The sequence below is a fragment of the Embleya hyalina genome (genome assembly GCF_003967355.1).
GTDB lineage: Bacteria > Actinomycetota > Actinomycetes > Streptomycetales > Streptomycetaceae > Embleya > Embleya hyalina.
On record NZ_BIFH01000038.1, the window covers coordinates 66055 to 89270 of the forward strand.

Here is a 23216-nt window from a genome sequence, read left to right on the forward strand (position 1 = left end):
TGATTCGGACAGGTTCGCCGACCGTTCTTCGTCCGGGACGACGATTCGGGGTTTTCGGGCGCTGCCTACCGTGATCGTCCTCTGCGGCACTCGCCGCCGCCTTCCGAGGAGGTATCCCACGATGGGACGATCCGATGTGTCCGGGGCCGCTGCCCGGACACTGCCGACTCCCGAGTACCTAGCGACCCGTCTCGGCGAGCTGGCCAAGCGTGGCAATATCCCCGGCGCGAGCGTCGCGGTGCGGATGGGCGACGAGACGGTCGCGGCCGCCACGGGCGTGCTCGACGCGGAGACCGGGTACCCGGCCACGACCGGGTCGATCTTCCAGATCGGTTCGATCACCAAGGTCTGGACGGCGACGCTGATCATGCAGCTGGTCGACGAGGGCGTACTCGACCTCGACGCGCCGGTGCGGACCTTCCTCCCCGACTTCAAGCTGCCCGACGAGGCCGCCGCGGCTAGCGTGACGGTCCGTCAACTGCTGTGCCACACCGCGGGGTTCGAGGGCGACCTGTTCGAGGACTTCGGTCCCGGCGACGACGCGGTGGCCGGGCTGGTCGGGCATCTGGCCGACCACGGCGGCCGACTCTTCGCGCCCGGCGAGATGTTCTCCTACTGCAACAGCGGATACGTCGCCCTCGGTCGGATCGTCGAGGTGCTGACCGGGCAGACGTGGGAGGCCACGCTGCGCGAGCGGATCACCGTCCCGCTCGGGCTGACCCGGGTGGCGAGCGGTGCCGCCGAGGCGATCCTGCACCGGGTGGCGATCGGGCACGTGGCGGGCCCCGACGGGACCACCGTGAAGGCGCCGGTGTGGCAGCTGCCCCGCTCCAACGCGCCGGCCGGCTCGACGCTGGCCACCACCGCGACCGACCTGGTCGCGTTCGCCGCCGCGCACGTCGCGCGCGGCCTGTTGCCCGACGGCACCCGTCTGCTGTCCGAGGCGTCGGCCCTGGCCATGCGCGAGTCGCAGGTGGACGTGCCCGACATCGGCGCGGTCGGCACCGCGTGGGGCCTGGGATGGAACCTGTTCGACTGGGCGGGCGGCCCGGTGATCGGCCACGACGGCGGCACCCTCGGCCAGGCCGCGATCCTGCGGGTGGCCCCCGAGAGCGGCGTCTCGATCGCGATCCTGACCAACGGCGGCGAGCTGGGCGTGATGTACGAGCTGGTCCGCGAGGTGTTGGCGAGCACCGCGGGCGTCGGCATGCCCGAACCCGTCGTGCCGCCCGTGGACCCGCCGCTGGTGGACGCGCGCTTCTTCGTCGGCCGCTACGCGTCGCAGGTGCTGGCCATGGACGTGGTCGAGTCCGAGCGCGGATTCGAGCTGACCACGCGCACCCTGGGCGCCGCGGCCGACGTGATGGGCGAGACCGTGCACACGACCGCACTGGTGGCCCGCGACGCCCGCACGCTGATCGCCGTCGAGGCGAAGGGCGGGCAGCACGAGCAGTACGCCTTCGTCGGCGACGGCGACCGCGCGCGCTTCCTGCACATGACCCGCGCGCTGCCCCGCGTGGTGGCCGGCGAGCCGGTCGCGACGACCGGTGCCGAGCGGGCCGACGCCGACTCCGGTAGCGGAGGCGCGCGATGAGACGGGCCTCGCGCGGGGCCGCCGCGGCCGTCGCGCTGGGCCTGTTCGCCGCAGGATGCGGCGGGACGGGCGTGGGCGGGAGCTCGGGGGACGGCGACACCGTCACCATCGCGATCCCCAGCGACCCCAGCAACCTGAACCCGATGACCACGCTGGTTTCGTACGCGACCATGATGAACCGCTTCTCCTACGACTCGCTGGTCAACGTCCGGACCGACGGGCGGATCGTGTCCGGCGTCGCGGAGAAGTGGACCTCCGACGCGAACTCGGTGACGTTCACGCTCAGGCGCGACGTGAGGTGCGAGAACGGCGCGCCGCTGACCGCGGCCGATGTCGCCGCCCAGTACAAGCACATCGTCGACCCGGCCAACAAGTCGCCGCTGTACGGCCTGATGGTGCCTCCCGGGGTCACCGCCACCGCCGACAACGAGGCCGGCACGGTGACCCTCGCCTCCTCGCAGCCGACCCCGTTCCTGCTGCGCGGCACCTCGATGTTGCGGCTGGTGTGTCCCTCGTCGCTGAAGGACTCGGACAAGCTCGCGCACACCTCCGACGGCACCGGTCCCTACCGGCTCGCCGAGGTGGTCGCGGGCGACCACTTCACCTTCGTCAAGCGCCCCGGCTACACCTGGGGGCCGGACGGCGCCGACAACTCCGCGTCGCCGGATCGGGTGGTCTTCAAGGTCGTCGGCAACGAGTCCACCCGGACCAATCTGCTGCTCAGCGGGCAACTCGACATCGCGTCGGTGATGGGCGCCGACCGGGCCCGATTGACCGCGGCCGGAATCAAGGCGGTGATCGAGCGGGACCCGTTGGGGATGCTGCTGTTCAACGAGGCACCGAATCGCGTCACGGCCGATGTCCGGGTGCGCCGGGCGCTGCTGTCCGCGATCGACCTCAAGCAGATCGGTGCGGTGGCCACCGGCGGCAAGGGCATGGCCCCGCTGCGGCTCGGTATCACGATGGGCCCACCGTGCACCGAGGACTCGGTCACCGGCCACCTCCCGCCGCACGACCCGGCGCAGGCCGCGGCGCTGATGCGCGAGGCCGGCTGGAAGAAGTCCGGCGGGCGCTGGAGCAAGGACGGCAAACAGCTGTCCATCTCGATGCCGTATCCGGGCGTGTTCGGCACCCAGCTCGTCTCGGCCGTCGAACTGGCGGTCAAGCAGTGGGAGTCGTTCGGGGCGAAGGTGAGCATCCAGCCGACCACGGCGTCGACGAACGCGTCGATCCTGATGGGCGGTCAGTGGGAACTCGCGTGGGCGCCGATCTCGGTGTCCACGCCCGATCAGATCCTCCCGTTCTTCTCCGGACCCAAGCCCCCCGAAGGGCTCAACTTCGGATCGCTCGACAACCCCGAATACCAGCGTCTGGTCGGTGCGGCGATGGCCAGACCCGACACGGCCGGCTGTCCCGAATGGACCGCCGCCGAATCCGAGTTGATCAAGCGTGCCGACGCGGTGACATTCGTGGACTCGATGACTCCCTACTTCGTTCGGGGCTACAGCTTCGAACTCGACGGTGGCGGCGTGGTGCCGTCCTCCCTGCACAAGGTCGGTGGCCGATGAGCACCGCAACCCTGTCCGGCCGGATGACGGATTTCCGTCTCGGACCCTGGACCTCCTTCTTCCTGCGTCGCACCGGCCGCCTGGTGGTCTCGCTCGCCGCCCTGGTGACCGCCGCGTTCGCGATGATCCACTTCGTCCCCGGCGACCCCGTCCGCGGCGCCCTGGGCATGAACGCCACCCCCGAGGCGGTGGCCGCCCGCAAGGAACAGCTGGGCCTGAACGACTCGCTGATCACCCAGTACAAGCACTTCGTGAGCGGCCTCTTCCACGGCGACCTCGGCGAATCGATCACCGCCCGGGTCTCGGTGTCGAGCATGATCGGCGACCGGCTCCCCGCCACCCTGGAGATCGCGATCTACGCGTTCGTCCTGGTGATGGTGGTGTCCATCCCGCTCGGCATGGCGATGGCCGTGTTCACCCTCAACGGCCGCCGCCGACGCAGCGAACTGGCCTTCGCCTCCTCGACCGGGGCGATCGTGGCCATCCCGGAATTCCTCCTCGCCGTCGGCCTGGCCTCGGTGTTCGGCGTCAGCCTCGGCTGGTTCCCCGTGGCACTGCGCGAGGGGCCCGACTCCTACGTACTGCCCGTGCTCGCCCTGGCCATCACCCCGATCGCCGCCCTGTCGCGGATCGTCCGGGTCGAGGCGCTGCGCGTGTTCGAGACCGACTACATGCGCACCGCCCGGGCCAAACGGCTGCCGACCCGACTGGTCTACCTGCGGCACGCGCTGCCGAACCTGCTCACCTCCTCGCTCACCCTCGGCGGCCTGATCCTCAGCAGCCTGCTCGCGGGCACCGTGCTGATCGAGAACGTCTTCGCCTGGCCCGGCCTGGGCATGACCATCGTCCAGGCGATCCTGCAGAAGGACTATCCGCTCGTCCAGGGCATCGTGCTCGTCTACGGAGCCGCCGCGCTCGCGATCCACTTCGCGGTCGACCTCGCCGTCGCCGTCGCCGACCCCAAGTCCACGATTCGCGGGAGCTGACGATGTCCAAGGCCCCTAGACTGCGCCAGGCGCTGCGCACCCCGATGGGGATCGCCACGGCGATCCTCAGCGCCCTGATCCTGCTCGTGGCGATCTTCGGCCCGATGCTGGCCGGCGACACCGCCGACCGGATCGACACCGACGCGATCGGCCGACACAGCGGCACCGAGCACCTGTTCGGTACCGACGCGCTCGGTCGCGACATCGCCGCCCGGGTGGTGGTGGCCACCCGACTCACCCTCGAACTGACCCTGTTCGCCACGTTGATCGCGGTGCTCGGCGGGCTGATCCTGGGTGTGCTCCCGGCGGTCCTCGGCCGGCGCGCCGGCCGGCTGATCACCGCGACGGTCAACCTGCTCGTGGCCTTCCCCGGCCTGCTGTTCGTGCTGTTCCTCGCGGTCATCTTCGGCGTCGGCACCTTCTCCGCCGCCTTCGCCATCGGCCTGGGCGCGGCCCCCGCCACCGCCCGGCTCGTGCAGAACCTGACCGCCGCCGTCGCCGGCACCGACTACGTGGCCGCGGCGCGGATCCTGGGCGTCGGGCGGTTCCGGATCATCGTGCGGCACATCCTGCCCAACATCGCCGAACCGGTCGCGCTGTTCGTCGCCCAGGTCGCCGCTGGCATCCTGGTCGCCTTCTCCGGCCTGTCCTTCCTCGGCCTGGGCGTGCAGGCGCCCGACTACGACTGGGGGCGCCTGCTCAACGAACAACTCGACCGGGTCATGGTCGACCCGATGTCGGCGGTCGGCCCCGGTGCCGCGATCGTGCTGACCGGCATCACCTTCGGCCTGATCGGCGAGGTGGTCGCGGGCGCCAGCGGCGGCCGCGGCGCCAACCGGCCCGAGGCCGAGCCGGTCGCCTCGATCGACGAACAACCCACCGCCGAGGCGGAGTCGGCCCTGCTGCACGTCGACCACCTGCGCGTGCGCTTCCCCGGACACACCGCCGTGCACGACGTCTGCCTGAGCGTCACCGAGGGCGAGGCGGTCGGCATCGTCGGCGAGTCCGGTTCGGGCAAGAGCCTGACCGCGCTGGCCGCGGCCGGACTGGTCCCGCACCCCGGCCGGGTCAGCGCCCGTACCCTGCGCTTCGCCGACCGGGACCTGAACCGCCAGGCGCCCAAGGGCACTTCGCTGGCCATGGTGTTCCAGGACCCGATGGCCTCGCTCAACCCCGCGCTCACCGTGGGCCGGCAACTCGCCGAGGTCGCCGAGGTGCACCACGGTGCCGGCCGCGCGGCGGCACTGGCCCGAGCCGTCGCCCGACTGGGCGCGGTGGGCATCATCAACCCCGAACAGCGCGTCTCGAAGCGCCCGCACGAGTTCTCCGGCGGCATGCGCCAGCGGGTGATGATCGCGATGGGCCTGATGGGCGAGCCCCGGCTGATCATCGCCGACGAGCCCACCACGGCACTGGATGTCACCGTCCAGGCCCAGGTGTTGGCCCTGCTGCGGGACGTGCGGGACGAATCCGGCGCCGCGCTGTTGCTGATCTCGCACGACATCGCCGTCGTGTCGCAGGTGTGCGACCGGGTCGTGGTGATGTACGCGGGCCGGATCGTCGAGGAACTGCCGGTCGGCGACCTGGCCGACGGCGTCGCGCACCCGTACTCGGCCGCGCTGATCGGCGCGGTACCGACCATGACCACCGACCGGGACGTGCCGCTGGCGACCATCCCCGGCCGCCCGCCGGAGCCCGGCGAGGAGAGCGTGGGCTGCCCGTTCGCGCCGCGCTGCGCCCGGGCGAGCGACCGCTGTCGGACCGAGGAGCCGGTCCTGGAACGCATCGGCCCCGGACGCCGTGTGGCGTGCTGGGACCCGATCACCACCGCTGTGCACGAACTGGAGGAGGTTCGATGAAAGCCGCAGGTACGGTTACCCCGGTCGCGGCCGAGGCCGGCGCAGCGCCCGTCGGGGCCGGCACGTCCGGTTCGCTCGAACTGCGCCACATCACGGTGCGCTACGGCCGTGGCCGCTCGGCGGTGACCGCCGTCGACGACGTGTCCCTGGAGGTGCCGGCGGGCCGTGTGGTCGGCCTGGTCGGCGGCTCCGGGTCGGGCAAGTCCACCCTCGGCCGGGCCGCGGTCGGGCTGGTGCCGATCACCGCGGGCAACGTCCTGGTGGACGGCGTCGACCAGGGCCGGCGGCCCGGGCGCAGGCCGGTGCAACTGGTCTTCCAGGACCCGTTCGCGTCGCTGAACCCCCGGCTGAGCGTGGGCGCCTCGGTGGCCGAGGCGGTGCCGCGCGAGGACCGCGCGCGGCGCGCCGAGGAGGTGGCCCGGTATCTCGACCTGGTCGGGATCGACCCCGGGATGAGCACCCGACTTCCGCACGCGCTCTCCGGCGGCCAGCGGCAACGGGTGGCGCTGGCCCGCGCGTTGGCCGCGCGACCGGCGGTCCTGGTGGCGGACGAGGTCACCTCGGCGCTCGACGTCTCGGTCCAGGGCGCGGTGCTCAACCTGATCCGCGACCTGCAGCGCGAGCTGGGCTTCGCGATGTTGTTCATCACGCACAACCTGGCCGTGGTGCGCTACCTGGCGGACCGGATCGCGGTGATGGACCGGGGTGTCCTGGTCGAGGAGGGACCGGCCGGACAGGTCCTGGAGGACCCCGAACACGAGTACACGCGGGCGCTGTTGTCGGGCGTACCGCGGATCGGTGAGCCGCTGCCGGAGAGCGCGGGTGCCGAGGGCGCGAAGACCGCGGGAGCGGCGGGGGCCGCCTCCGGTACGGACGAGGGAACGGAGACCGGGAACCGATGACCCCGACACCGGCGGGCGCGCGGATCGGCGGCGACCTGTACCGTGCCGAACCCGAGCCCGCACCCGATTCCGGTGCGTTCCGCGACCGCGCGACCGCGGCGGCCGTCCGCGCGGCTCGCGCGGCGCACGTCGAGATCCGCGAACTGCACACGCCGACCGAGATGTCCGACGTGTGCGAGCTGTTCGGGCGCATCTGGCGGCCGGATCCGACCAGCCCGATGATGGTGCCCGAGTTGATGATGGCGCTGGTGCACGCGGGCGGCTATGTGGCGGGCAGCTACGAGGATGACCGGTTGACCGGCGCCTGTGTGGGGCTGCTCGCCACCGACGGCCTGCACTCGCACATCGCGGGCGTCGACGTGCGCTCGCGAGGACGCGAGGTGGGCCACGCGCTCAAGGTGCACCAGCGGGCGTGGTGCCTGGAACGGGGCCTCACCCGGATCAGCTGGACGTTCGACCCTCTGGTGGGGCGCAACGCGTTCTTCAATCTGGCCAAGCTCGGCGCGGTGCCCGCCGAGTACCTGGTCGACTTCTACGGGCGCCGTACCGACGCGATCAACGCCGGCGACCACACCGACCGGCTGCTGGCCCGCTGGGATCTGACCACCCCTCGGGTGGCCCTCGCCTGCGAGGGCATTCCGCAGCCCGCGGACGACGCGGTGGCTCCGGGGGAGGAGGGGGTCGCGATCGCTCTGGAGGTGGGGGCCGACGGTCGACCCGTGCTCGGGCGGACCGACGCCGACGTGGTGGTGGTCCGGGTGCCGCGTGACATCGAGGGACTGCGGCGCACCGATCCGGACGCGGTGCCCCCGTGGCGCCTGGCGGTGCGCGAGGTGCTCGGCGGGCTGATGGGGGAGGGCCGGGTGGTGCGCGGCTTCGGGCGGCTCGGGGGGTATGTCGTGGACCGGCGACGGGACGGGGGCTGAGCGCGGCTCGGCCCGACCCGAAGAGCTGTGACGCACCCTGCCCGGTTCGGTTCGGCGGCACCCGCGGCCGTCGGATCGAACCGGGCGCGGGCCGGAGTCCTCCCCTTTTCGGCCCAAGATCGTTTAGACTCCCGCACACGGATCGGCCACCGGCGACACGGCCGCTTCGGTGCGTTCGACGGGGGCTCGTGTCGACCGAATGGATCCCCTCGTGACGGACCTGACCGACAACCGGCGGATATCCGCCCGGGCCGACGTGCCCGCCGGCGCCTCGACGGACCCGCGATGACCGCGCGTTCGCGCGCCGTGCTCGGGCGCATCATCGACGACCTCGGCTCGACCCTGTTCGAGGTCGCCGCCGGCGAACCGGACCCGAACCGCGAGGTCACCGGCGTCCTCATCCACGACCCGGGCGACGAACCCGCGCACCCGCCCGGCGCGGTGGTGCTCGGCGTCGCGGTCTACGGGTCCTCGGCCATCGCCACCCTGGTGCACCGCGCGGCCGCACTGGCCGCCTCGGCCGTCGTGGTGCGCGGGCCGCTCGCGGTGGACGCGGAGATCCGGGACGCGGTGGCGGAGACCGGCGTGGTGGTGCTCGCGCTGACCCCCGGGGCGTCCTGGTCCCAGGTCGCCACGCTGCTGCGCTCGCTGCTCGCGGTGGACGAGATCGGCAGCGCGCAGACCGGCGAAACCCTGGACGGCGCGCCCTCCGGCGACCTGTTCGCGCTGGTCAACGCGATCGCCGCGCTGCTCGACGGGCCGGTGACGGTGGAGGACCGCAGCGGGCGCGTACTGGCCTTCTCCAGCCGCCAGGACGAGGCGGACGAGCCGCGGATCGCCACCATCCTGGACCGCCAGGTGCCCGCCGAGTGGTTGCGGATCCTGGAGGAGCGCGGCGCGTTCCAGGCGCTGTATCGCAGTGAGGGGCCCGTGTACCTGGCGGGCGTCTCGGACATGCCCCGGGTGGCCATCGCGGTGCGCGCCGGGGACGAGATCCTGGGCTCGATCTGGGTCGTGGTGCGCGGGCCGCTGTCCGCCGAGTTGCAGCGGTCGCTGATCGAGGCGGCCAAGGTGGTCGCGCTGCACCTGCTGCGCCGACGCGCGGGCGCCGACGTGGAGCGCCGGTTGCGCACCGACCTGCTGGCCACGGTGTTGGAGGGCGGGCCGGCGGCGGTGGACGCGGCGGGCCGACTCGGCCTGGCGCACCAGCCGGCGTGTGTGCTCGCGCTCGCGGTGGTGGGCGACGCGGCACCGGCCGAACGCACGGCCGAGGAGCACCGGATCGTCGACGCGCTGGCGCTGCACCTGGCGGCGGTACACCCGCGGACCGCGACCGCCCGGCTCGGCGGCTTCACCTACGCGATCCTGCCGACCGAGTCGGACGCGCGGGCGGTACGGCTGGCCGAGGAGTTCCTGGCCCGGATCGGCGGGCGGATCGAGGCGGTGGTGGGCATCGGCCGGGTGGCCGCCCGCGCCGTCGACCTGCCCTCGTCCCGGGCGGACGCGGATCGTGCGCTGCGCGTGTTGCGCTCGGGCCGATCCCCGCTGCGGGTGGCCAGGTTGTGCGACGTGTACGTGTCGTCGCTGCTGGTCGAGGTGGCCGACCGGGTGGCCGCCACGGACGACGCGCCGGCCGGACCGGTGGCCCGACTGCGGGCCTACGACGCCGAACACGACACCCATCTCACCGAGACGTTGGCCGCGTGGCTGGACACGTTCGGCGACGTCACCGCCGCCGCGGCGGCCGTACACGTGCACCCGAACACGTTCCGCTATCGGCTGCGCCGGTTGTCCGAGGTGGGCGCGATCGACCTCGCCGACGGCGACGCGCGCTTCGACGCGATGTTCCAGCTCCGGTTGTACGGGGTGCACGGGAGCGGCCCGGCGCACCGGTCGCTCGACGCGGCGCGGCTGGTGCCGACGGCGCTGCGGGGGACGGTGGGGTAGGGCCGCTCCCGGAGGGGGTGGGTGCGGCGCGGTCAGGTGTCGAGCGGCTCCGGTTCGATCAGGAACAGCGCCGCGTCGCCGGGGAAGGTCGGGGCGAAGTGCGCCTCGACGTCGACCGCCAGGCGCCGCAACGCGTCGGCGAAGTCGCCGCCCAGGTGGCTCGGGGCGCGCTCGGCGAACGGGTAGCGCGTGCCGTCCGCGCCCGCGGCCTCGGCGAGTTCGTCCGTGTACAGCAGCACCCGCTCGCCCCGGCCCGCCGCGACCGTCAGCTCCGGCGGGCGGAACGTGCCCGGCGTCAGTGCGCCGATCGGCGGGGTGGGGTAGATCGGTTCCAGGGTGAGCACCCGCCGGCCGACGACCAGGAGCGGGTTCGGATAGCCGCGGTTGACCAGCGTCAGCGAGCCGTCCCCGGCCGGGCCGCCGGGGCGCTCGGCCAGCAGCAGGCGGACCAGGGGGCGATGGCCGCGCAGATGGTCCTCGCGCAGGGACAGCGCGATCCGGTAGGAGACCTCGGTCAGCGCGGGCAGTTCGGGAGCGACCGCGCCGAACGCGGCGAGCACCTCCGCCGCCAGGTCGGGGGCGCACAGCGGGTCGCCGGCCACGTCGCCGAAGATCACCCGTGCGCCCAAGGGCGTCTCGCGGATCTCGCCGAACCGGTACCGGTCGGGCGGGTCGGCGGGCCGCGCCGCGCCCTCGATCCGCCGGGCGGCCACGCGCAGCCCGTCGACCCCGGCGAGGACGGTGTCCCCCGCCCGCGGCGCGAGGTCGTACACGGCAGGGGCGGGATGGCCACGGTCGCTCGACGTGCTGGACTCGTCGGACTCGGGCGGCTGTGCGTCGGTGCTCACGGGTCTCCTCGACGGCGGGATCGCTCCGACCAGTGTCACCCGAACAGCCGCCCCCGAAACGACCCCAACCCCCACGCCCACCCCGTGCCCACCCGGGTTTGCCCGTGCCCACTTCATCTCCGCCCGTGCCCACTCGGGTTTGCCCGTGCCTGCTTCATCTCCGCCCGTGCCCGCTCCGCGCTCGCCCGCGCCCACCGGCACCCACTCCGCGCCCACCGGCACCCACTCCGCGCCCACCGGCACCCACTCCGCGCCCACCTGCACCCGCGCCCACCTGCACCCGCGCCTGTGCTCGCCCGTGTCTGCCCCGCGCCCGCTCGTGCTTGCCCGCGCCCACCCGCCCTCGTCCGCCCGGGCTCGCCCGTGTCCGTCCCATGGCCGTTCGTGCCTGCTCTGCGCCTGCCCCTGCCTGCCCCGCGCTCACCTGCGCCCGGCGTTTGCCTGTGCCTGCGTCGCCTCCGCCCGCGCCTGCTCTGTGCTCGCCTGCGCCCACCTCCGCGTCCATCCCCGTCCCCGCTCCCGCGTCCATCCCCGTCCCTGCTCCCGCGTCCGCCGTCGCCCCGCTCCGCGTTCGTCCCCGTCCCCGCTTCCGGGTCCGCTGCCGCCCCGCTCCGCGTTCGTCCCCGCTTCCGGGTCCGCCGTCGCCCTGCCCCGCGTTCGTCCCCGTCCCTGCTCCCGCGTCCGCCGTCGCCCCGCTCCGCGTTCGTCCCCGTCCCCGCTTCCGGGTCCGCTGCCGCCCCGCTCCGCGTTCGTCCCCGCTTGCGGATCCGCTGCCGCCCCGCTCCGCGTTCGTCCCCGTCCCCGCTTCCGGGTCCGCTGCCGCCCTGCCCCGCGTTCGTCCCCGCTTCCGGGTCCGCTGCCGCCCCGCTCCGCGTTCGTCCCCGCTCCCGCGTCCGCCGCCGCGCCGCCCCCGTGACCGTTTCCGCTGCGCGCTCGTGCTTCGAGGGGCTCGGGTTCGTTGGGTTGGGAGGCTTTGGGGGGTTGGGGGGTGGGCAGGGTTGGGGGGAGGAGAGGGGTTCTTGTGGTGAGTGGTGGGCGTGGGGTCGAGACCGAGGCCATGACCTCGTTCGACGAGATTTATGATCGGCCGGATCCCCGGGGGTTCTTCCGGGCGCTCGGCGCGTGGGACTACCAGACGCCGCATCACGCGCAGGAGGTGTTCCGGCGGCTCGTCGCCACCCGGGCCGACGGTGCCGCGGATGTCGCGGTCCTGGACATGTGCTGCTCGTACGGGATCAACGCGGCGCTGCTCAACCACGACGTGACCCTGGCCGAGTTGTACGACCGGTACGGCTCCGCGCCCGTCGTCGCGATGGACACCGCCGAGCTGATCGAGGCCGACCGCGAGTGGTACGCCGCCCGCCGCCGCGCCGACGCGGTGCCGGTGATCGGCCTGGACGTGGCCGCCAACGCCATCGCCTACGCGCTGGCGGTCGGCCTGCTCGACGCCGGGTTCGCCGAGAACCTCGAGGTCGCGCCGCCCTCGCCGGAACTGCTCGCCGCCGCGCGCCCGGCCGGCCTGATCACCGTCACCGGCGGCGCCAGCTTCCTGTCCCCGCGCAGCTTCCGCCCCTTCCTGACCGACGCCCCGGCACCCGTGTGGGTGGCCGCGTTCGTCCTGCGCACCGGCTCCTACCGGGCCATCGCCGACGGACTCACCGCACACGGCCTGGTCACCGAGAAGTTCGGCCCGCATACCTTCCCGCAACGCCGCTTCACCAGCGATCGGGAACAGCGCTACGCCGTCGAGGCGGTGATCGCCACCGCCGAGGACCCCGAAGGCCGCGAGACCGCGGGCTGGTTCCACACCGCGCTGCACCTGTCCCGTCCCGAGGACCACACCACCACGTTCCCCCTCGACACCCTCCTGCCGGACGAGCCGCCGGCCCGGACCTGACCGGGGCTACACGAAGCGGATGTGCCGCAGCCCCGTCCAGGCCCGGCGCACCCGAGCCCGCGCGGGGGAGTCGGTGTTGGGCGCCAGGGTCAACCCGGTCGCGTCGGCGATCAGGTCGGCCACCTTCGGCGTGTCGATGTGATCGGTGTGGATTGGTCGGCGAACTCCGGGCCGGCCAGACGTTCCAGGCACAGATCGAGCCGGTCGACCGCGAAGCTCTCCCGCCGCAGCGGCGCCTCCCGGCCCGCCACCACGCGCACCGCACGCCCGAAGCCACGCTCGGCCAGCCGCCGCAACACCGTCCCGCGCTCGGCCAACAACGCGAAGTGCCGCACGTCGTGGCCCCGTTCGCGCAGCCGGCCGACGATCTCCCGGAAGTAGTCCGGCTCGATCACCGTCATCGGCGCCAACACCGGCCCCGGATGCCTGGCCAGGGTCAGATCCAGCACCTCGTACACCCCCTGCCGCCACGCCGGCAGATCCTGGAAGTCGCCGCGCAGCGCACGCGGCGTCATCCGGTGCAGCCCGAAGCCGACCTCCTCCGGGTCGCAGACCACACTGCCCGGCAGCCGCCGGTGCATCTCGTGCGCCGTCTGCGTCTTGCCGCCCCCGAAGGGACCGTTGATCCAGATGAGCATGCCCGTGTCCCCGATCCGCCGACGACCTACAACTCCCGCACCGGCGCGCCCGCGAGGAACGCGGCGACGTCCTCGACCGCCTCGGCGTACGCCAGTTCGTAGTTGTCCCGCGTCGCGTACCCGATGTGCGGGGTGAGGACGGTATTGGGCGCCGCCAGGATCGGATCGTCCGCCGGGATCGGCTCCACGGGGTACACGTCCAGCCCGGCCCCCGCGATCCGGCCCTCGTGCAGCGCGGCCAGCAGCGCGGCCCGGTCCACGATCGGCGCGCGGGAGGTGTTGACCAGATACGCGGTCGGGCGCATCAACGCGAGTTCGGCCGCGCCGACCAGCGACCTGGTGCGCTCGCCGTAGCGCACGTGCACCGTGACGAAGTCGGCGCGCCGGAACAACTCCTCCTTGGCCACCACCTCGACGCCGACCGCCGCGCCCCGTTCGGCGGTGAGGTTGGCGCTCCAGGCCAGCACCCGCATCCCGAACGCGGCGCCGACCCGGGCCACCCGGGTGCCCAGCTTGCCCAGACCGATCACGCCGAGCGTGGCGCCGGCGAGGTCGACGCCCACGCCGCGCTGCCAGGTACCGGCCCGCAGGCTCGCCTCCTCGGCGCCGGCGCGCCGGGCCAGTTCGAGGATCAGCGCCCACGTCAACTCCGCCGCCGGGTGCGGGAGCAGACTCGTGCCGCAGACGGTGATGCCCCGGGCACGCGCCGCCTCGACGTCGATCGCGGCGTTGTTCATCCCGGTGGTGATCAGCAGCCGCAACGCGGACAGCCGGGCCTGCAGTTCCGCCGGGAACGCGGTGCGCTCGCGCATCGCCACCACCGCGTCGAACCCCGACAGGCGCTCGACCAACGCGTCCGGGTCGTGCACGTGGTCCGGGAAGAAGACCGCCTCGGTGTCGTCCGGCAGCTTGCCCCAGCAGTCGAGCGCCGCGGCCTGCCCCTGATAGTCGTCGATCACGGCCACCCGAAACACGTGCGCCCCCTCGCCTGCGGCCCCCGTCGCGTGGCTCGCCCGGCCGGACCGCGTCCGACCCTACCGGCGGCCTCGGCCGCGCGCCGCCCGATGTCCACCGGCGTCGGCCGGGGTCAGAGGGACGCCAGACCCGTGCGCAGGTCGTCCAGGTTCATCACCGGCCGGACGGCGACCTTGGCACCCAACTCGAAGAACGGTTCGGCGATGGGCGGCAACTGGGACGAGTCCTGCATGTCGAACACCAGCAGGCACGTACGGTCACCCTCGAACGCGGCGAAGTAGGCCGCCTCGGGGTGCACCCGCTCGACGATGGACTGGATCCGCTTGCCCAGCGACCCGTCCGCGATCGCCTGGTTGCCCGCCTCGGTGTCGATCCGAGCGGAGAGAAGCACGCGCATCGATCTCACCTGCGTTTCGGTACGGATCGCGCTCGACACTCGCCTCGGGCGTCGCGGAGGACTCGATCACGTACGTTTCCAGCGTCCTCCCGTGCTCCCACCCGTGCAAACGCCCGGCGCGCGACCGCGTACCGGGTGTGCCGTCGGGTATGCGAAAGGTATGAACGCGCGACATCGCGCTTCGGCCAGGCGCCCTCCCGGCAGCGAGGCGGCCCACCCCCGCAGCGACCTCCCCGCGCGTCGGGTGATGTCCCGGATCGCGCTGCCCTTCTTCGTGGTCGCGTGCGCGGCGTGCGCCGTGGCCGCCGCCGGGGACGTCGCCGACAACGTGCGCACCCTCTGGCTGATCGCGGCGATCGTCTGCGCCCTCACGGCCGTGATCGCCTGGATCGACCTGCGGGTGATCGCCCGCCGGATGCGCGAGGAGCGGACCCGGTCCGGCCGACCCGGGTGAGGCGATCAGCCCTCGACGCACGGCCGCCGTGCCGCGACCGACGCCGAGGGCTCGCCCGTGCCCACCGCGGTCGGCGGCCGGCCGCGCCGGCCGCGGTCCGGGTCGATCCGGGGGCACTTGGGCCCGGGCCCGTGTACAGGCTCGCCCGCCGCCTCGAAGTCGCCCGATTCAGTGGGTGAGCTGCACCCTCGGAGCGGCGGCGCCCGGTTCGGTGTGCGCGGTTTCCTCGGTGTGGCCGACCCGCCAGTAGCCCATGAAGGCGATCGCGCGGGGGTCCATGCCGCGTTCGTCCTTGAGGTGTCGGCGCAGCGCCCGCACCCGGCCGGCCTCGCCCGCGAGCCACGCGTAGCCGTGTTCGGTCGGCGGCCGGGCGTCGCGGACCGCGTCCAGGAGGCGGTGGTCCCCGGCCGGCGCGCCACCGCGGTGCAGCCAGTTCACCCGTACGCCGGGCGGCGCGGCCAACTGCTGGCGGTCCGCCTCGGTGGTCACCTCGACGAACACGTTCCCCTCGGCGTCGGCCGGCAGCGATTCGACGATGGACCCGATCGCCGGCAGCGCCGCGTGGTCCCCGACCAGAAGCAGGCGGCGGCCCGCCGGCGGCTCGAAGCTGTAGCCCCCGTTGCGGGCGGCGGTCGGCCCCAGCACCTCGATCGGGTCCCCGGGCCGGGCCGCGCGCGCCCAGCGGGACGCCGGCCCACCGGGCGCGTGCAGCGCGAAGTCGATGTCGATCTCGACCGGATCCGAACGGTGCGCGCGCACGGTGTAGGTGCGCTGATACGGCCGATCCGCCTCGGGGATCCGCGCCCACGCCTCGCGCCAGGTCAGGTCCGTCCGGGTGATCCGGGGTGCCGGTCGACCCTCGCGCGGGACGAACAGCTTGATCCGCTGATCCGGTCCGCCGGGCACGAAGCTCGCCAGGCGCGGGCCGGTCAGAGTGATCCGGACCGCGTTGCGGGTGATCGGGATGTTGCGGACCACGGTGAGGTGGAAGGGCCGGTACAGCTGCGCACGACGTTCACGTTCGGTGGTGATGGGAACTCGCCCTCTCGGACACGGGTCGACCGGTGGACGACACGGGACGATGTCGGAGTTAGGTTAGCCTAACCGGGCCGGATTCACGATCACCCCCGACGCGCCGACACTGGGCCGAACGGGCTTGGCAAGGGCCGGATTTGGCCAGGAGGTATGGCTAGCCTAAGTTGGTCCGGGTCCCCGGCCGGTCGGGGTCGGGACGCCCGGCGGCGGGGTGTGTTCGCCGAGGGCGGGGCGTGCCCGGGCCCGGTGTCCGGATCGACGAGTCGACGTGTCCGAGGGGGACCGATCACGCATGCGGCTGTACCTGCTCGCGCTCAACCCCACCGACTCGGTGACCGACGGCTTCCTGCCCGCCGCTCATCGCCTGGGCCTGGACGTCACCCTGCTCACCGACCCCGCGTACGCGCCGGCCCACCGCGCGGTGTGCGCCGGCCGGGACTTCGTCCGGGTGGTGGAGTGCGACGTCCGCGACTTCCGCGCGGTGATCGACCGGATCGCCGGCGGCCCCCGCCCCGACGCGGTGTTCAGCAACAGCGACCACCTCCAGGTGCAAACCGCCCTGGCCGCCGCCTGGTTCGACCTCCCGGCCAAGGACTGGCGGGCCGCGCTGCACGCCAAGAACAAGGCGCACACGCGCCGGCGACTGGCCGCGACCGGCGTCGACCCGGTCTGGGCCGCCGAACTGGCGCCGGAGCAGGACGCGAAGGAACTGCTCGCGCTCGACCCGCCGTTCCCGTGCGTGGTCAAACCCCGCGAGGGCGTCGCGGGCGAGGACGTCGTGCTGGTCGCCGACGACGGGCAACTCCTCGCGCGCTGTGCCGAGATCCGATCCCGTCGACCCGGCGAGGCGCTGGTGATCGAGGAGTTCCTGAGCGGCGAGCCGTACACCCTGGAAACCCTCGGCGACCGAAACGGCACACGGGTCGTGGCCGGATTCCACACCCACCTGTCACCGCCGCCGCACTTCATCGAACTGCGGCTGGATCTGGTCCCCCACCCGCCCGCCGCGAGCACCGCCGGCGTGCTCGCCCGGCTCGACGCGCTCGGCGTCGGATTCGGGTCCTGCCACACCGAGTTCGTGCTCCAGGACGATCGCCCCCGGATCATCGAGGTCAACTACCGCGCCATCGGCGACCAGTGCGACCTGCTGCTCGCCGACGTCCTGGGCATCCCGCTGTTCGAGTACATCCTGCGCGTGCACCTCGGCGACGACCTCCCCGCCGACCTGGGCGCGCGCACCGATCGACACGCCCGCATCGACTGGCCGTGCGCCGACCGTGCCGGCGTCCTCACCAGCGCGCCGGGCCGCGAGGACACCACATCCGACGCGGGTGTGCGGACGGACTATCACCCGCTGCGAGCGATCGGCGAACGGCACGAACTGCACCACTCCAACCGGGACTACCTCGGCGTGCTGCGCACCATCGGCGCCGACCGGGCGGCCGTCGACCACGCGGCCGAGGCGTTCCTCGCCGGCCGCACGTGGGGCATCACCCCGTGACCGGACCCACCGTCGCCGACCCGGCGCCATCCGACCCGGTCCCACCCGGCCCGTCGGCGAACGCCCCCGACGGCGAACAACTCCGGCGCGTGCTCGACGCCATACTGCGCGAGGACGTCCTCGGACTGCGCTCCACCGCCGAGACCCTGCACCGACCCGACGGCACTTGGCTGCGACTGAACGCACCACACGGCACGGCCGGTTGGTTGCTGCCGGTGCGGCCCGACGGTTTCCAGTGCGAGTACGCGACCCGCGCACCCGTCCTGCTCGCCGAACGCGACGGCACCCGACTGACCACCACCGACGCCGTGCTGGCCACCCTGCGCGACCTGGCCGACCCCCGCGACCGGTCCGGCTTCGACGACTTCGCCGAGGAGTGCCGCCAGTCGGCCCGGGCCGGCCGCGCCATGGCCGACGCGGTCCCGGCAGTCCGTGCCCGGCTCGCCGCCGACCACGGCCCGGACCCGAGCACCTGGACCGGACCGCGCGCCGGCCCGGCCCTGGACACCCTCGCCGCACACCTCGACCACCCCATCCACCCGACCCCGCGCGCCCGTTCCGGCCTGGACGAGACGGCGCTGCGCCGCTACGCCCCCGAACACCACCCGACCTTCCGGCTGCGCTGGGCCCTGCTCCCGCACGACGCGGCCACGCTCACCGGCACCCTGCCCGACTGGTGGCCCACCCCCACCACACTCGGCCGACCCGACCTGGAACACCGCCGGCTCGCGCTGCCCGTCCACCCGCTCACCCTCGACCGGCTCCCGGACCCGGCCGTGCCCACCGCGCCGGCCCACCTGGACGTGCGCCCGACCCTGTCGATGCGCACCGTCGCGGTGCTCGACCACCCCGGCGTACACCTCAAGCTCCCGCTGCCGATCGCCACCCTCGGCATGCGCAACCGACGCACCATCAAACCCGGCACGCTCGTCGACGGCGCCGCCGGACAGCGCCTGCTCGCCGCCGTCCTGGACCACGAACCCCGGTTACGGGACCGGGTGCTGCTCGCCGACGAACAGACCCATCTGCACGCCGGCCACGAACTGCTCGCCGTCATGGTGCGCCGCTACCCGAACCTGCCCGACGACACCCTCGTACTCCCGGTCGCCGCCCTGCTCGCCCGGGCGCACGACGGCGCGTCCGTCCTGGACCGGGTCGCCGAACGCTGGTACGGCGGCGACCGGTTCGCTCTGCTCGACGCCTACCTCACGCTGCTCCTGGACTGGCAGACCACGCTGTTCCGGTACGGCGTCGCGCTCGAATCGCATCCGCAGAACCTCTCCCTCGTACTCGCCGACGACCGACCCGTCCGCCTGCTGCTCAAGGACAACGACGGCCCACGGATCAACCGGGCCCGCTGCCCGGTCGACCACGACGGCTTCGACGACCCGCGCACCTACAGCCCCGACGACGGACCGCTCGCCGACCTGTTCGTCACCATCACCGTGCATCTGTGCGCCGGCGCCCTGGCGTTCGCCCTGTCGGACCCCGAACGCGCCCGCCTGCTGGACCTGGTGCGCGACCGACTGGAGGCGATGGCGGATCCGTGGTTGCGCCGCCGGATCCTCGACGCGGACCGGCTCCCAATCAAGGCGATGGTCACCGCCGGCACCCTGCTCAGCAAGGAGCGCTCCGGCGCGGCCGACATCAACAAGCACTACACGACCGGACCGAACTACCTGCGCCGGCCGGCCGAGACCCCGTAGCGACCGGAGCAGCCCGCCCACCCGACGGCCCCGAGCCGCGCACCTCGCACCGCACATCGCGCATCCCGCACCTCGCACCTGCCAAGAACCGCCGGAGTCGCCCATGTCGCCGCAGTCGGCCCGACCCACGACCACCTCGGCCCCCGCGGCCCAGGCCCCACCCGCGCCGCCCTCGGCCGACGACGCCGTCGCGCACACCCTGCTCAACTGCCTGCTCCGGGAGGTCTGCGGCCCGGAACGGCACAGCGTGGTCGAACCCGACGGCGGCCACCTGCGGCTGTGGCTGGCCCGATCCGGTGTCGAGCTGCGGGTCCGGCTGCGCCGCACCTCCCTTCTCGGCGACCACCGCTTCACCGGGCCGGTGACCGAACGGCGCGGGGCCGGTTGGCAACCGCTGACCTGGTCCCAGCTGGGCCGGCGGGTGCACCGCGAACTGAGCACGCGTACCGGCGTGCCCAACGACGAGTTCCTGGGCCAACTCGCCTCCAGCCACGCGGGCGTGAGTGCCGGGCTGGCCCGCCGCGCCGCACCGCCCGCGTCGCGCTACCTCGAATCCGAACAGGCGCTGCTGTTCGGACACCGCTTCCACCCCACCCCCAAGGCACGCGGCACCGACCCGACCACCTGGGCCGCCTACGCCCCCGAGGCCCGCGCCGAGTTCCGGCTGCGACACCTGGCCGTGCGCGACGAACTCGTGGCCCAGGAACGCGTATCCGCCGCCGACACCGCCGTCCTGGACCGGCTCGGCCCGGTGCCGGCCGGGTACACGCTGCTGCCCGCGCACCCGTGGCAGTACGAACTCCTCGCCGGCCACCCGCGCCTGCGCGCCGCACTGCTCCGCGGCGACATCCGCGACCTGGGCGAGACCGGCCCGCACTTCGCCGCCACCGCGTCGGTACGCACCCTGGCCGGCGCCGGGGTGTTCCTCAAGTTCAGCCTGAACGTGCGGATCACCAACTGCGTGCGCAAGAACGCCGCCTACGAACTGTCCGGCGCGGTCGCGCTCACCCGGGTGCTGGCCACGATCGCGGCCCGCACCGCCGCCCGCTTCCCGGACTTCGCCATCCTCGGCGAGCCCGCCTACCGCAGCCTGTCGGCGGACGTCGCCCCCGAACTCCTCGAAGGTTTCGGGGTGATCGTCCGCGACGGGCTCGACGCGCGGTCGCGGCCCGGGACCACGCCGCTGCTCGCCGCCGCCGTGGCCGCCGAGTACCCGACCGGGTCCGCGCACCTGTCCCGACTGCTCGACGGCGCCGGGCCCGACGAGGCGCTGCGCTGGTGGGAGGACTACCTGCGGCTGCTCGTCCCGCCGGTGCTGGCGCACTACTTCGCACACGGCGTGGTCCTGGAACCGCACCTCCAGAACGTCTTGGTCGCGGTCGACGCCGGCGGTCGACCCCGGCAGGTGCTGATGCGCGACATGGAGGGGACCAAGCTGCTCCCCGAGCCGCACGCCGCCGTGCTGGCCGCACTGCCGCCGTCGGTGGCCGCGCCCATGACCTACGACGCCCGGCGCGGCTGGGACCGGGTGGTCTACTGCCTGCTGGTCAACAACATCGCCGAAACGCTCGCCGCGCTGGTCGACGTGCATCCACGTCTGGAGGCCCGCGGCTGGGAGCTGGTCCGCGCGGTCCTGGCCGAGTGCGCCGTCGAACACGGCGATCCCGAGCCGCTGCGTGCGCTGCTCGCGGGCGCGCCGCTGCCCGCCAAGGCCAACCTCCTTGCCCGCTGGGAGCGGCGCGCCGACCGCGAGGCGGAGTACGTCCGCATCCCCGCGCCGGCGGTCGAGCCGACCCCCGACGGCACACCCCGCACCCCCGTCCGAGGCACCCGATGATCCCCCCGCACATCCGCGCCCACGTCACCGACCTCGTGCCCGAGGCGCTGCCCGCCTACCTGTACGACCGGGCCGGGCTGCGCGCACACGCGGCGGCGGTGCGCGCCGCACTGCCCGAGCGGGTCGAGGTGTACTACGCGGCAAAGGCCAACCCCGCGCCGGAGATCCTGACCGCGCTGCACGGTTCGGTGCACGGCTTCGAGGTTTCCTCGGGTGGCGAACTCGCGCATCTGCGGGCTCACTTGCCCGATGCCCGGATCGCCTTCGGCGGACCGGGCAAGACCGACGACGAGCTGATCGCCGCGCTGCACGCGGGCGTCGGGCGCATCCACGTCGAGAGCCGGTCCGAACTGCACCGCCTGATCGTGCTCGCCGCCCGGCACACGCCCGACCGCGACGTCGACGTGCTGCTCCGGGTCGATCCGCCCGTGGGCGGCGAACTGCTGCGCGGCGCCGCGCTGACCATGGGCGGCGATCCGTCCCCGTTCGGCCTGGACCCGGACGACGCCGACGCATGCCTGCACCTGCTGCGCGGCCCGGAGGCCGGCCGGGTCCGGGTGCGCGGGATCCACGCACACCTGGCCAGCGGACTGGACGCGGACACCCAGGTCGCCGTCGCCGCGCGGATCGTCGACTGGACCCGAACGGTCGCCGAACGGCACCGGATCGCCCTGCCCGAGGTCAACGTCGGCGGCGGCATGGCGGTCGACTACACCGATCCGACCGCCCGCTTCGACTGGTCCCGCCTGGGTGCCGGACTGGCCGAGATCCTGGCCGATCGTGCGGACTTGTCCCTGCGGATCGAACCGGGCCGGGCGCTGACCGCGTACTGCGGTTGGTACGCCACCGAGGTGCTGGACCTCAAGCACAGCCACGGCGCGGCCTTCGCGGTGCTCCGCGGCGGCACGCACCACCTGCGCACCCCCGCGGCCAAGGCCCACGACCAGCCCTTCGCCGTGCTGCCGAGTCCACACCCGTGGCCGCATCCGTGGCCGCGCCCGCGGGTGAGCGCCACCGAGGTCACCCTGGTCGGCCAACTGTGCACCCCCAAGGACGTGTTCGCCCGCCGCCGACCGGTCGCCCGACTGGCGGTCGGCGACCGGATCGTGTTCGCGATGGCCGGCGCCTACGCGTGGAACATCTCCCACCACGACTTCCTGATGCACCCTCACCCGACGTTCCACCACCTGTGACGACGCGGCACCGCGGGTGCGGGTGCCGGGGGCACACACCGCCGGCCCGGAGCCTGGTGGCTTCGGGCCGGCGGGTGGTCCGACGCGGTGCCGGCGCTCGATGTTCGGCCGGTCCGGTCCCGACGGTCAGTGCTTGCCCGGCTTGGTGCCGACGGTGGAGATCAGCCGCCAACCCGTGGTGACCAGGTCCGGCTGGAGCACGATCTCCTGGAAGCGGTCCAGGAGTTCGTCGGCCACGCCCAACGCCAGCAATTGGGGTCGCAGTTGCCGGGCGTTGCAGGCGTACAGGCGGTGGGCCGGGCCCGGACCCGCGCAGTCGGGTTCGGTACGCACGGCCCGGATGCCGCTCAGCCCCGCCTCGGCGAACGCCTCGTGCGTGGACGCCGCCCATTCGAGGTCGGCGCCCCGGTTGCGCAGCACCGCCAGGATGCCCTCCACCACCTCGGTGAAGATCTTGGCGTCGGTCGAATCGGCGCAGTTCAGCACACGCGGCGCGGTCGGGCAGAACCAGTCCTCCAGGACCAGTACGCCGCCCGGCTCCAGCGCGTCGACCAGGCGGGTCAGGATCTCCCGGCGCTCGGGGATGTGCAGCAGCACCAGCCGGCCGTGGATGCCCAGGAACGGACGGGGCGGCAGGGAGTCGGTGCGCAGGTCGAGCGGGAAGGTGTGGATGGGCGCGCCGCCCGTCGGCGCCGACACCGAGCGTGTGGACAGGTCGGTGGCGTGCACCGCGCCGGACGGGCCGATCCGGCGGGAGAGTTCGCGGGCGATGCTGCCCAGGCCGTACCCGATCTCCAGCCACTCCTGGCCGGTGGGGGTGTCGAGCGAGTCCAGCACCATTCGGGTGGTGGGGTCGAGCAGGCGTTGCAGGGTCTCCAACTGGTAGGTGATGTCGTCGGCTTCGGCGAACGCGTACAAGGCCGGCTCCTCGCGTGGATGGGGTGGAGGGTGGG

General features: G+C 73.5%; 18 protein-coding genes and 1 pseudogene. 13 read left to right on the forward strand and 6 right to left on the reverse strand.

Going from position 1 to position 23216, the window contains the following annotated elements:
* Positions 1–121 precede the first annotated feature (121 nt).
* From EMA17_RS39260 to EMA17_RS39290, 7 genes are all read left to right on the forward strand, one after another.
* Entirely contained in the window at positions 122–1594 is a 1473-nt protein-coding gene (locus EMA17_RS39260) for a serine hydrolase domain-containing protein (RefSeq protein ID WP_126642004.1), read from the forward strand.
* Positions 1591–3162 carry an ABC transporter substrate-binding protein gene (locus tag EMA17_RS39265; RefSeq protein WP_126642005.1) on the forward strand — a complete coding sequence of 524 codons (1572 nt, stop codon included), beginning with the start codon at positions 1591–1593 and terminating at the stop codon, positions 3160–3162. The genes EMA17_RS39260 and EMA17_RS39265 overlap by 4 nt, the downstream gene beginning before the upstream one ends.
* The gene (locus tag EMA17_RS39270; RefSeq protein WP_126642006.1) at positions 3159–4148 is read left to right on the forward strand and encodes an ABC transporter permease; all 990 of its coding nucleotides are present in this window, start codon (positions 3159–3161) and stop codon (positions 4146–4148) included. Before EMA17_RS39265 ends, EMA17_RS39270 begins: the two co-directional genes overlap by 4 nt.
* A gap of 2 nt (positions 4149–4150) precedes the next feature.
* A complete protein-coding gene (locus tag EMA17_RS39275; protein WP_246127192.1) occupies positions 4151–6007 on the forward strand; it encodes a dipeptide/oligopeptide/nickel ABC transporter permease/ATP-binding protein in 1857 nt (618 codons plus the stop codon).
* The gene (locus tag EMA17_RS39280) at positions 6004–6909 is read left to right on the forward strand and encodes an ATP-binding cassette domain-containing protein (protein ID WP_126642007.1); all 906 of its coding nucleotides are present in this window, start codon (positions 6004–6006) and stop codon (positions 6907–6909) included. Before EMA17_RS39275 ends, EMA17_RS39280 begins: the two co-directional genes overlap by 4 nt.
* A complete protein-coding gene (locus EMA17_RS39285) occupies positions 6906–7835 on the forward strand; it encodes a GNAT family N-acetyltransferase (RefSeq protein ID WP_126642008.1) in 930 nt (309 codons plus the stop codon). Before EMA17_RS39280 ends, EMA17_RS39285 begins: the two co-directional genes overlap by 4 nt.
* 285 nt (positions 7836–8120) lie before the next feature.
* Positions 8121–9782, forward strand: coding sequence for a PucR family transcriptional regulator (locus tag EMA17_RS39290; RefSeq protein WP_126642009.1), 1662 nt, complete (start codon positions 8121–8123; stop codon positions 9780–9782).
* A 32-nt stretch (positions 9783–9814) separates the two neighbouring features.
* Here EMA17_RS39290 and EMA17_RS39295 read toward each other — a convergent pair whose 3' ends face one another.
* Positions 9815–10630, reverse strand: a complete 816-nt coding sequence (locus tag EMA17_RS39295; RefSeq protein WP_126642010.1) for a SpoIIE family protein phosphatase — start codon at positions 10628–10630, stop codon at positions 9815–9817.
* Between the two features lie 1057 nt (positions 10631–11687).
* Here EMA17_RS39295 and EMA17_RS39300 point away from each other — a divergent pair.
* The gene (locus tag EMA17_RS39300) at positions 11688–12527 is read left to right on the forward strand and encodes a hypothetical protein (protein ID WP_126642011.1); all 840 of its coding nucleotides are present in this window, start codon (positions 11688–11690) and stop codon (positions 12525–12527) included.
* 6 nt (positions 12528–12533) lie between these two features.
* Here the strand turns inward: EMA17_RS39300 and EMA17_RS39305 are convergent.
* From EMA17_RS39305 to EMA17_RS39315, 3 genes and pseudogenes are all read right to left on the reverse strand, one after another.
* A pseudogene (locus EMA17_RS39305) lies at positions 12534–13165 on the reverse strand (AAA family ATPase).
* A gap of 26 nt (positions 13166–13191) precedes the next feature.
* Entirely contained in the window at positions 13192–14139 is a 948-nt protein-coding gene (locus EMA17_RS39310) for a D-2-hydroxyacid dehydrogenase family protein (protein WP_126642012.1), read from the reverse strand.
* A 113-nt stretch (positions 14140–14252) separates the two neighbouring features.
* The gene (locus tag EMA17_RS39315) at positions 14253–14537 is read right to left on the reverse strand and encodes a hypothetical protein (protein ID WP_126642013.1); all 285 of its coding nucleotides are present in this window, start codon (positions 14535–14537) and stop codon (positions 14253–14255) included.
* Positions 14538–14697: 160 nt separating this feature from the next.
* Between EMA17_RS39315 and EMA17_RS39320 the strand changes: the two genes are divergently transcribed.
* Positions 14698–14991, forward strand: coding sequence for a hypothetical protein (locus tag EMA17_RS39320; RefSeq protein WP_126642014.1), 294 nt, complete (start codon positions 14698–14700; stop codon positions 14989–14991).
* Positions 14992–15159: 168 nt separating this feature from the next.
* On the opposite strand, the gene EMA17_RS39325 is transcribed toward EMA17_RS39320, so the two are convergent.
* On the reverse strand, positions 15160–15969 hold the full coding sequence (locus EMA17_RS39325; protein ID WP_126642015.1) for a siderophore-interacting protein: 810 nt from the start codon (positions 15967–15969) through the stop codon (positions 15160–15162).
* Between the two features lie 349 nt (positions 15970–16318).
* Here EMA17_RS39325 and EMA17_RS39330 point away from each other — a divergent pair, with 349 nt between their 5' ends.
* The 4 genes from EMA17_RS39330 to EMA17_RS39345 all read left to right on the forward strand — a co-directional run bounded on the left by EMA17_RS39330 (position 16319) and on the right by EMA17_RS39345 (position 22263).
* Positions 16319–17527: an ATP-grasp domain-containing protein gene (locus EMA17_RS39330; protein ID WP_126642069.1), complete on the forward strand. Its 1209-nt coding sequence runs from the start codon at positions 16319–16321 to the stop codon at positions 17525–17527.
* Positions 17524–19233 (forward strand): IucA/IucC family protein, encoded by a 1710-nt coding sequence (locus EMA17_RS39335; RefSeq protein ID WP_126642016.1) that lies wholly within the window; start codon positions 17524–17526, stop codon positions 19231–19233. Before EMA17_RS39330 ends, EMA17_RS39335 begins: the two co-directional genes overlap by 4 nt.
* 103 nt (positions 19234–19336) lie before the next feature.
* On the forward strand, positions 19337–21070 hold the full coding sequence (locus tag EMA17_RS39340) for an IucA/IucC family protein (protein ID WP_126642017.1): 1734 nt from the start codon (positions 19337–19339) through the stop codon (positions 21068–21070).
* Complete coding sequence (locus EMA17_RS39345) at positions 21067–22263, forward strand: type III PLP-dependent enzyme (protein ID WP_126642018.1); 1197 nt, start codon at positions 21067–21069, stop codon at positions 22261–22263. The genes EMA17_RS39340 and EMA17_RS39345 overlap by 4 nt, the downstream gene beginning before the upstream one ends.
* A gap of 126 nt (positions 22264–22389) precedes the next feature.
* Here EMA17_RS39345 and EMA17_RS39350 read toward each other — a convergent pair whose 3' ends face one another.
* A complete protein-coding gene (locus EMA17_RS39350; RefSeq protein WP_126642019.1) occupies positions 22390–23181 on the reverse strand; it encodes a class I SAM-dependent methyltransferase in 792 nt (263 codons plus the stop codon).
* Positions 23182–23216: the final 35 nt, after the last annotated feature.

Bases quoted from the DNA above. Each gene is read 5' to 3' on its own strand.
- EMA17_RS39260 (WP_126642004.1), top strand. From the start codon at position 122: ATGGGACGATCCGATGTGTCCGGGGCCGCTGCCCGGACACTGCCGACT.
- EMA17_RS39265 (WP_126642005.1), top strand. From the start codon at position 1,591: ATGAGACGGGCCTCGCGCGGGGCCGCCGCGGCCGTCGCGCTGGGCCTG.
- EMA17_RS39270 (WP_126642006.1), top strand. From the start codon at position 3,159: ATGAGCACCGCAACCCTGTCCGGCCGGATGACGGATTTCCGTCTCGGA.
- EMA17_RS39275 (WP_246127192.1), top strand. From the start codon at position 4,151: ATGTCCAAGGCCCCTAGACTGCGCCAGGCGCTGCGCACCCCGATGGGG.
- EMA17_RS39280 (WP_126642007.1), top strand. From the start codon at position 6,004: ATGAAAGCCGCAGGTACGGTTACCCCGGTCGCGGCCGAGGCCGGCGCA.
- EMA17_RS39285 (WP_126642008.1), top strand. From the start codon at position 6,906: ATGACCCCGACACCGGCGGGCGCGCGGATCGGCGGCGACCTGTACCGT.
- EMA17_RS39290 (WP_126642009.1), top strand. From the start codon at position 8,121: ATGACCGCGCGTTCGCGCGCCGTGCTCGGGCGCATCATCGACGACCTC.
- EMA17_RS39300 (WP_126642011.1), top strand. From the start codon at position 11,688: ATGACCTCGTTCGACGAGATTTATGATCGGCCGGATCCCCGGGGGTTC.
- EMA17_RS39315 (WP_126642013.1), bottom strand. From the start codon at position 14,537: ATGCGCGTGCTTCTCTCCGCTCGGATCGACACCGAGGCGGGCAACCAG.
- EMA17_RS39320 (WP_126642014.1), top strand. From the start codon at position 14,698: ATGAACGCGCGACATCGCGCTTCGGCCAGGCGCCCTCCCGGCAGCGAG.
- EMA17_RS39330 (WP_126642069.1), top strand. From the start codon at position 16,319: ATGCGGCTGTACCTGCTCGCGCTCAACCCCACCGACTCGGTGACCGAC.
- EMA17_RS39340 (WP_126642017.1), top strand. From the start codon at position 19,337: ATGTCGCCGCAGTCGGCCCGACCCACGACCACCTCGGCCCCCGCGGCC.
- EMA17_RS39345 (WP_126642018.1), top strand. From the start codon at position 21,067: ATGATCCCCCCGCACATCCGCGCCCACGTCACCGACCTCGTGCCCGAG.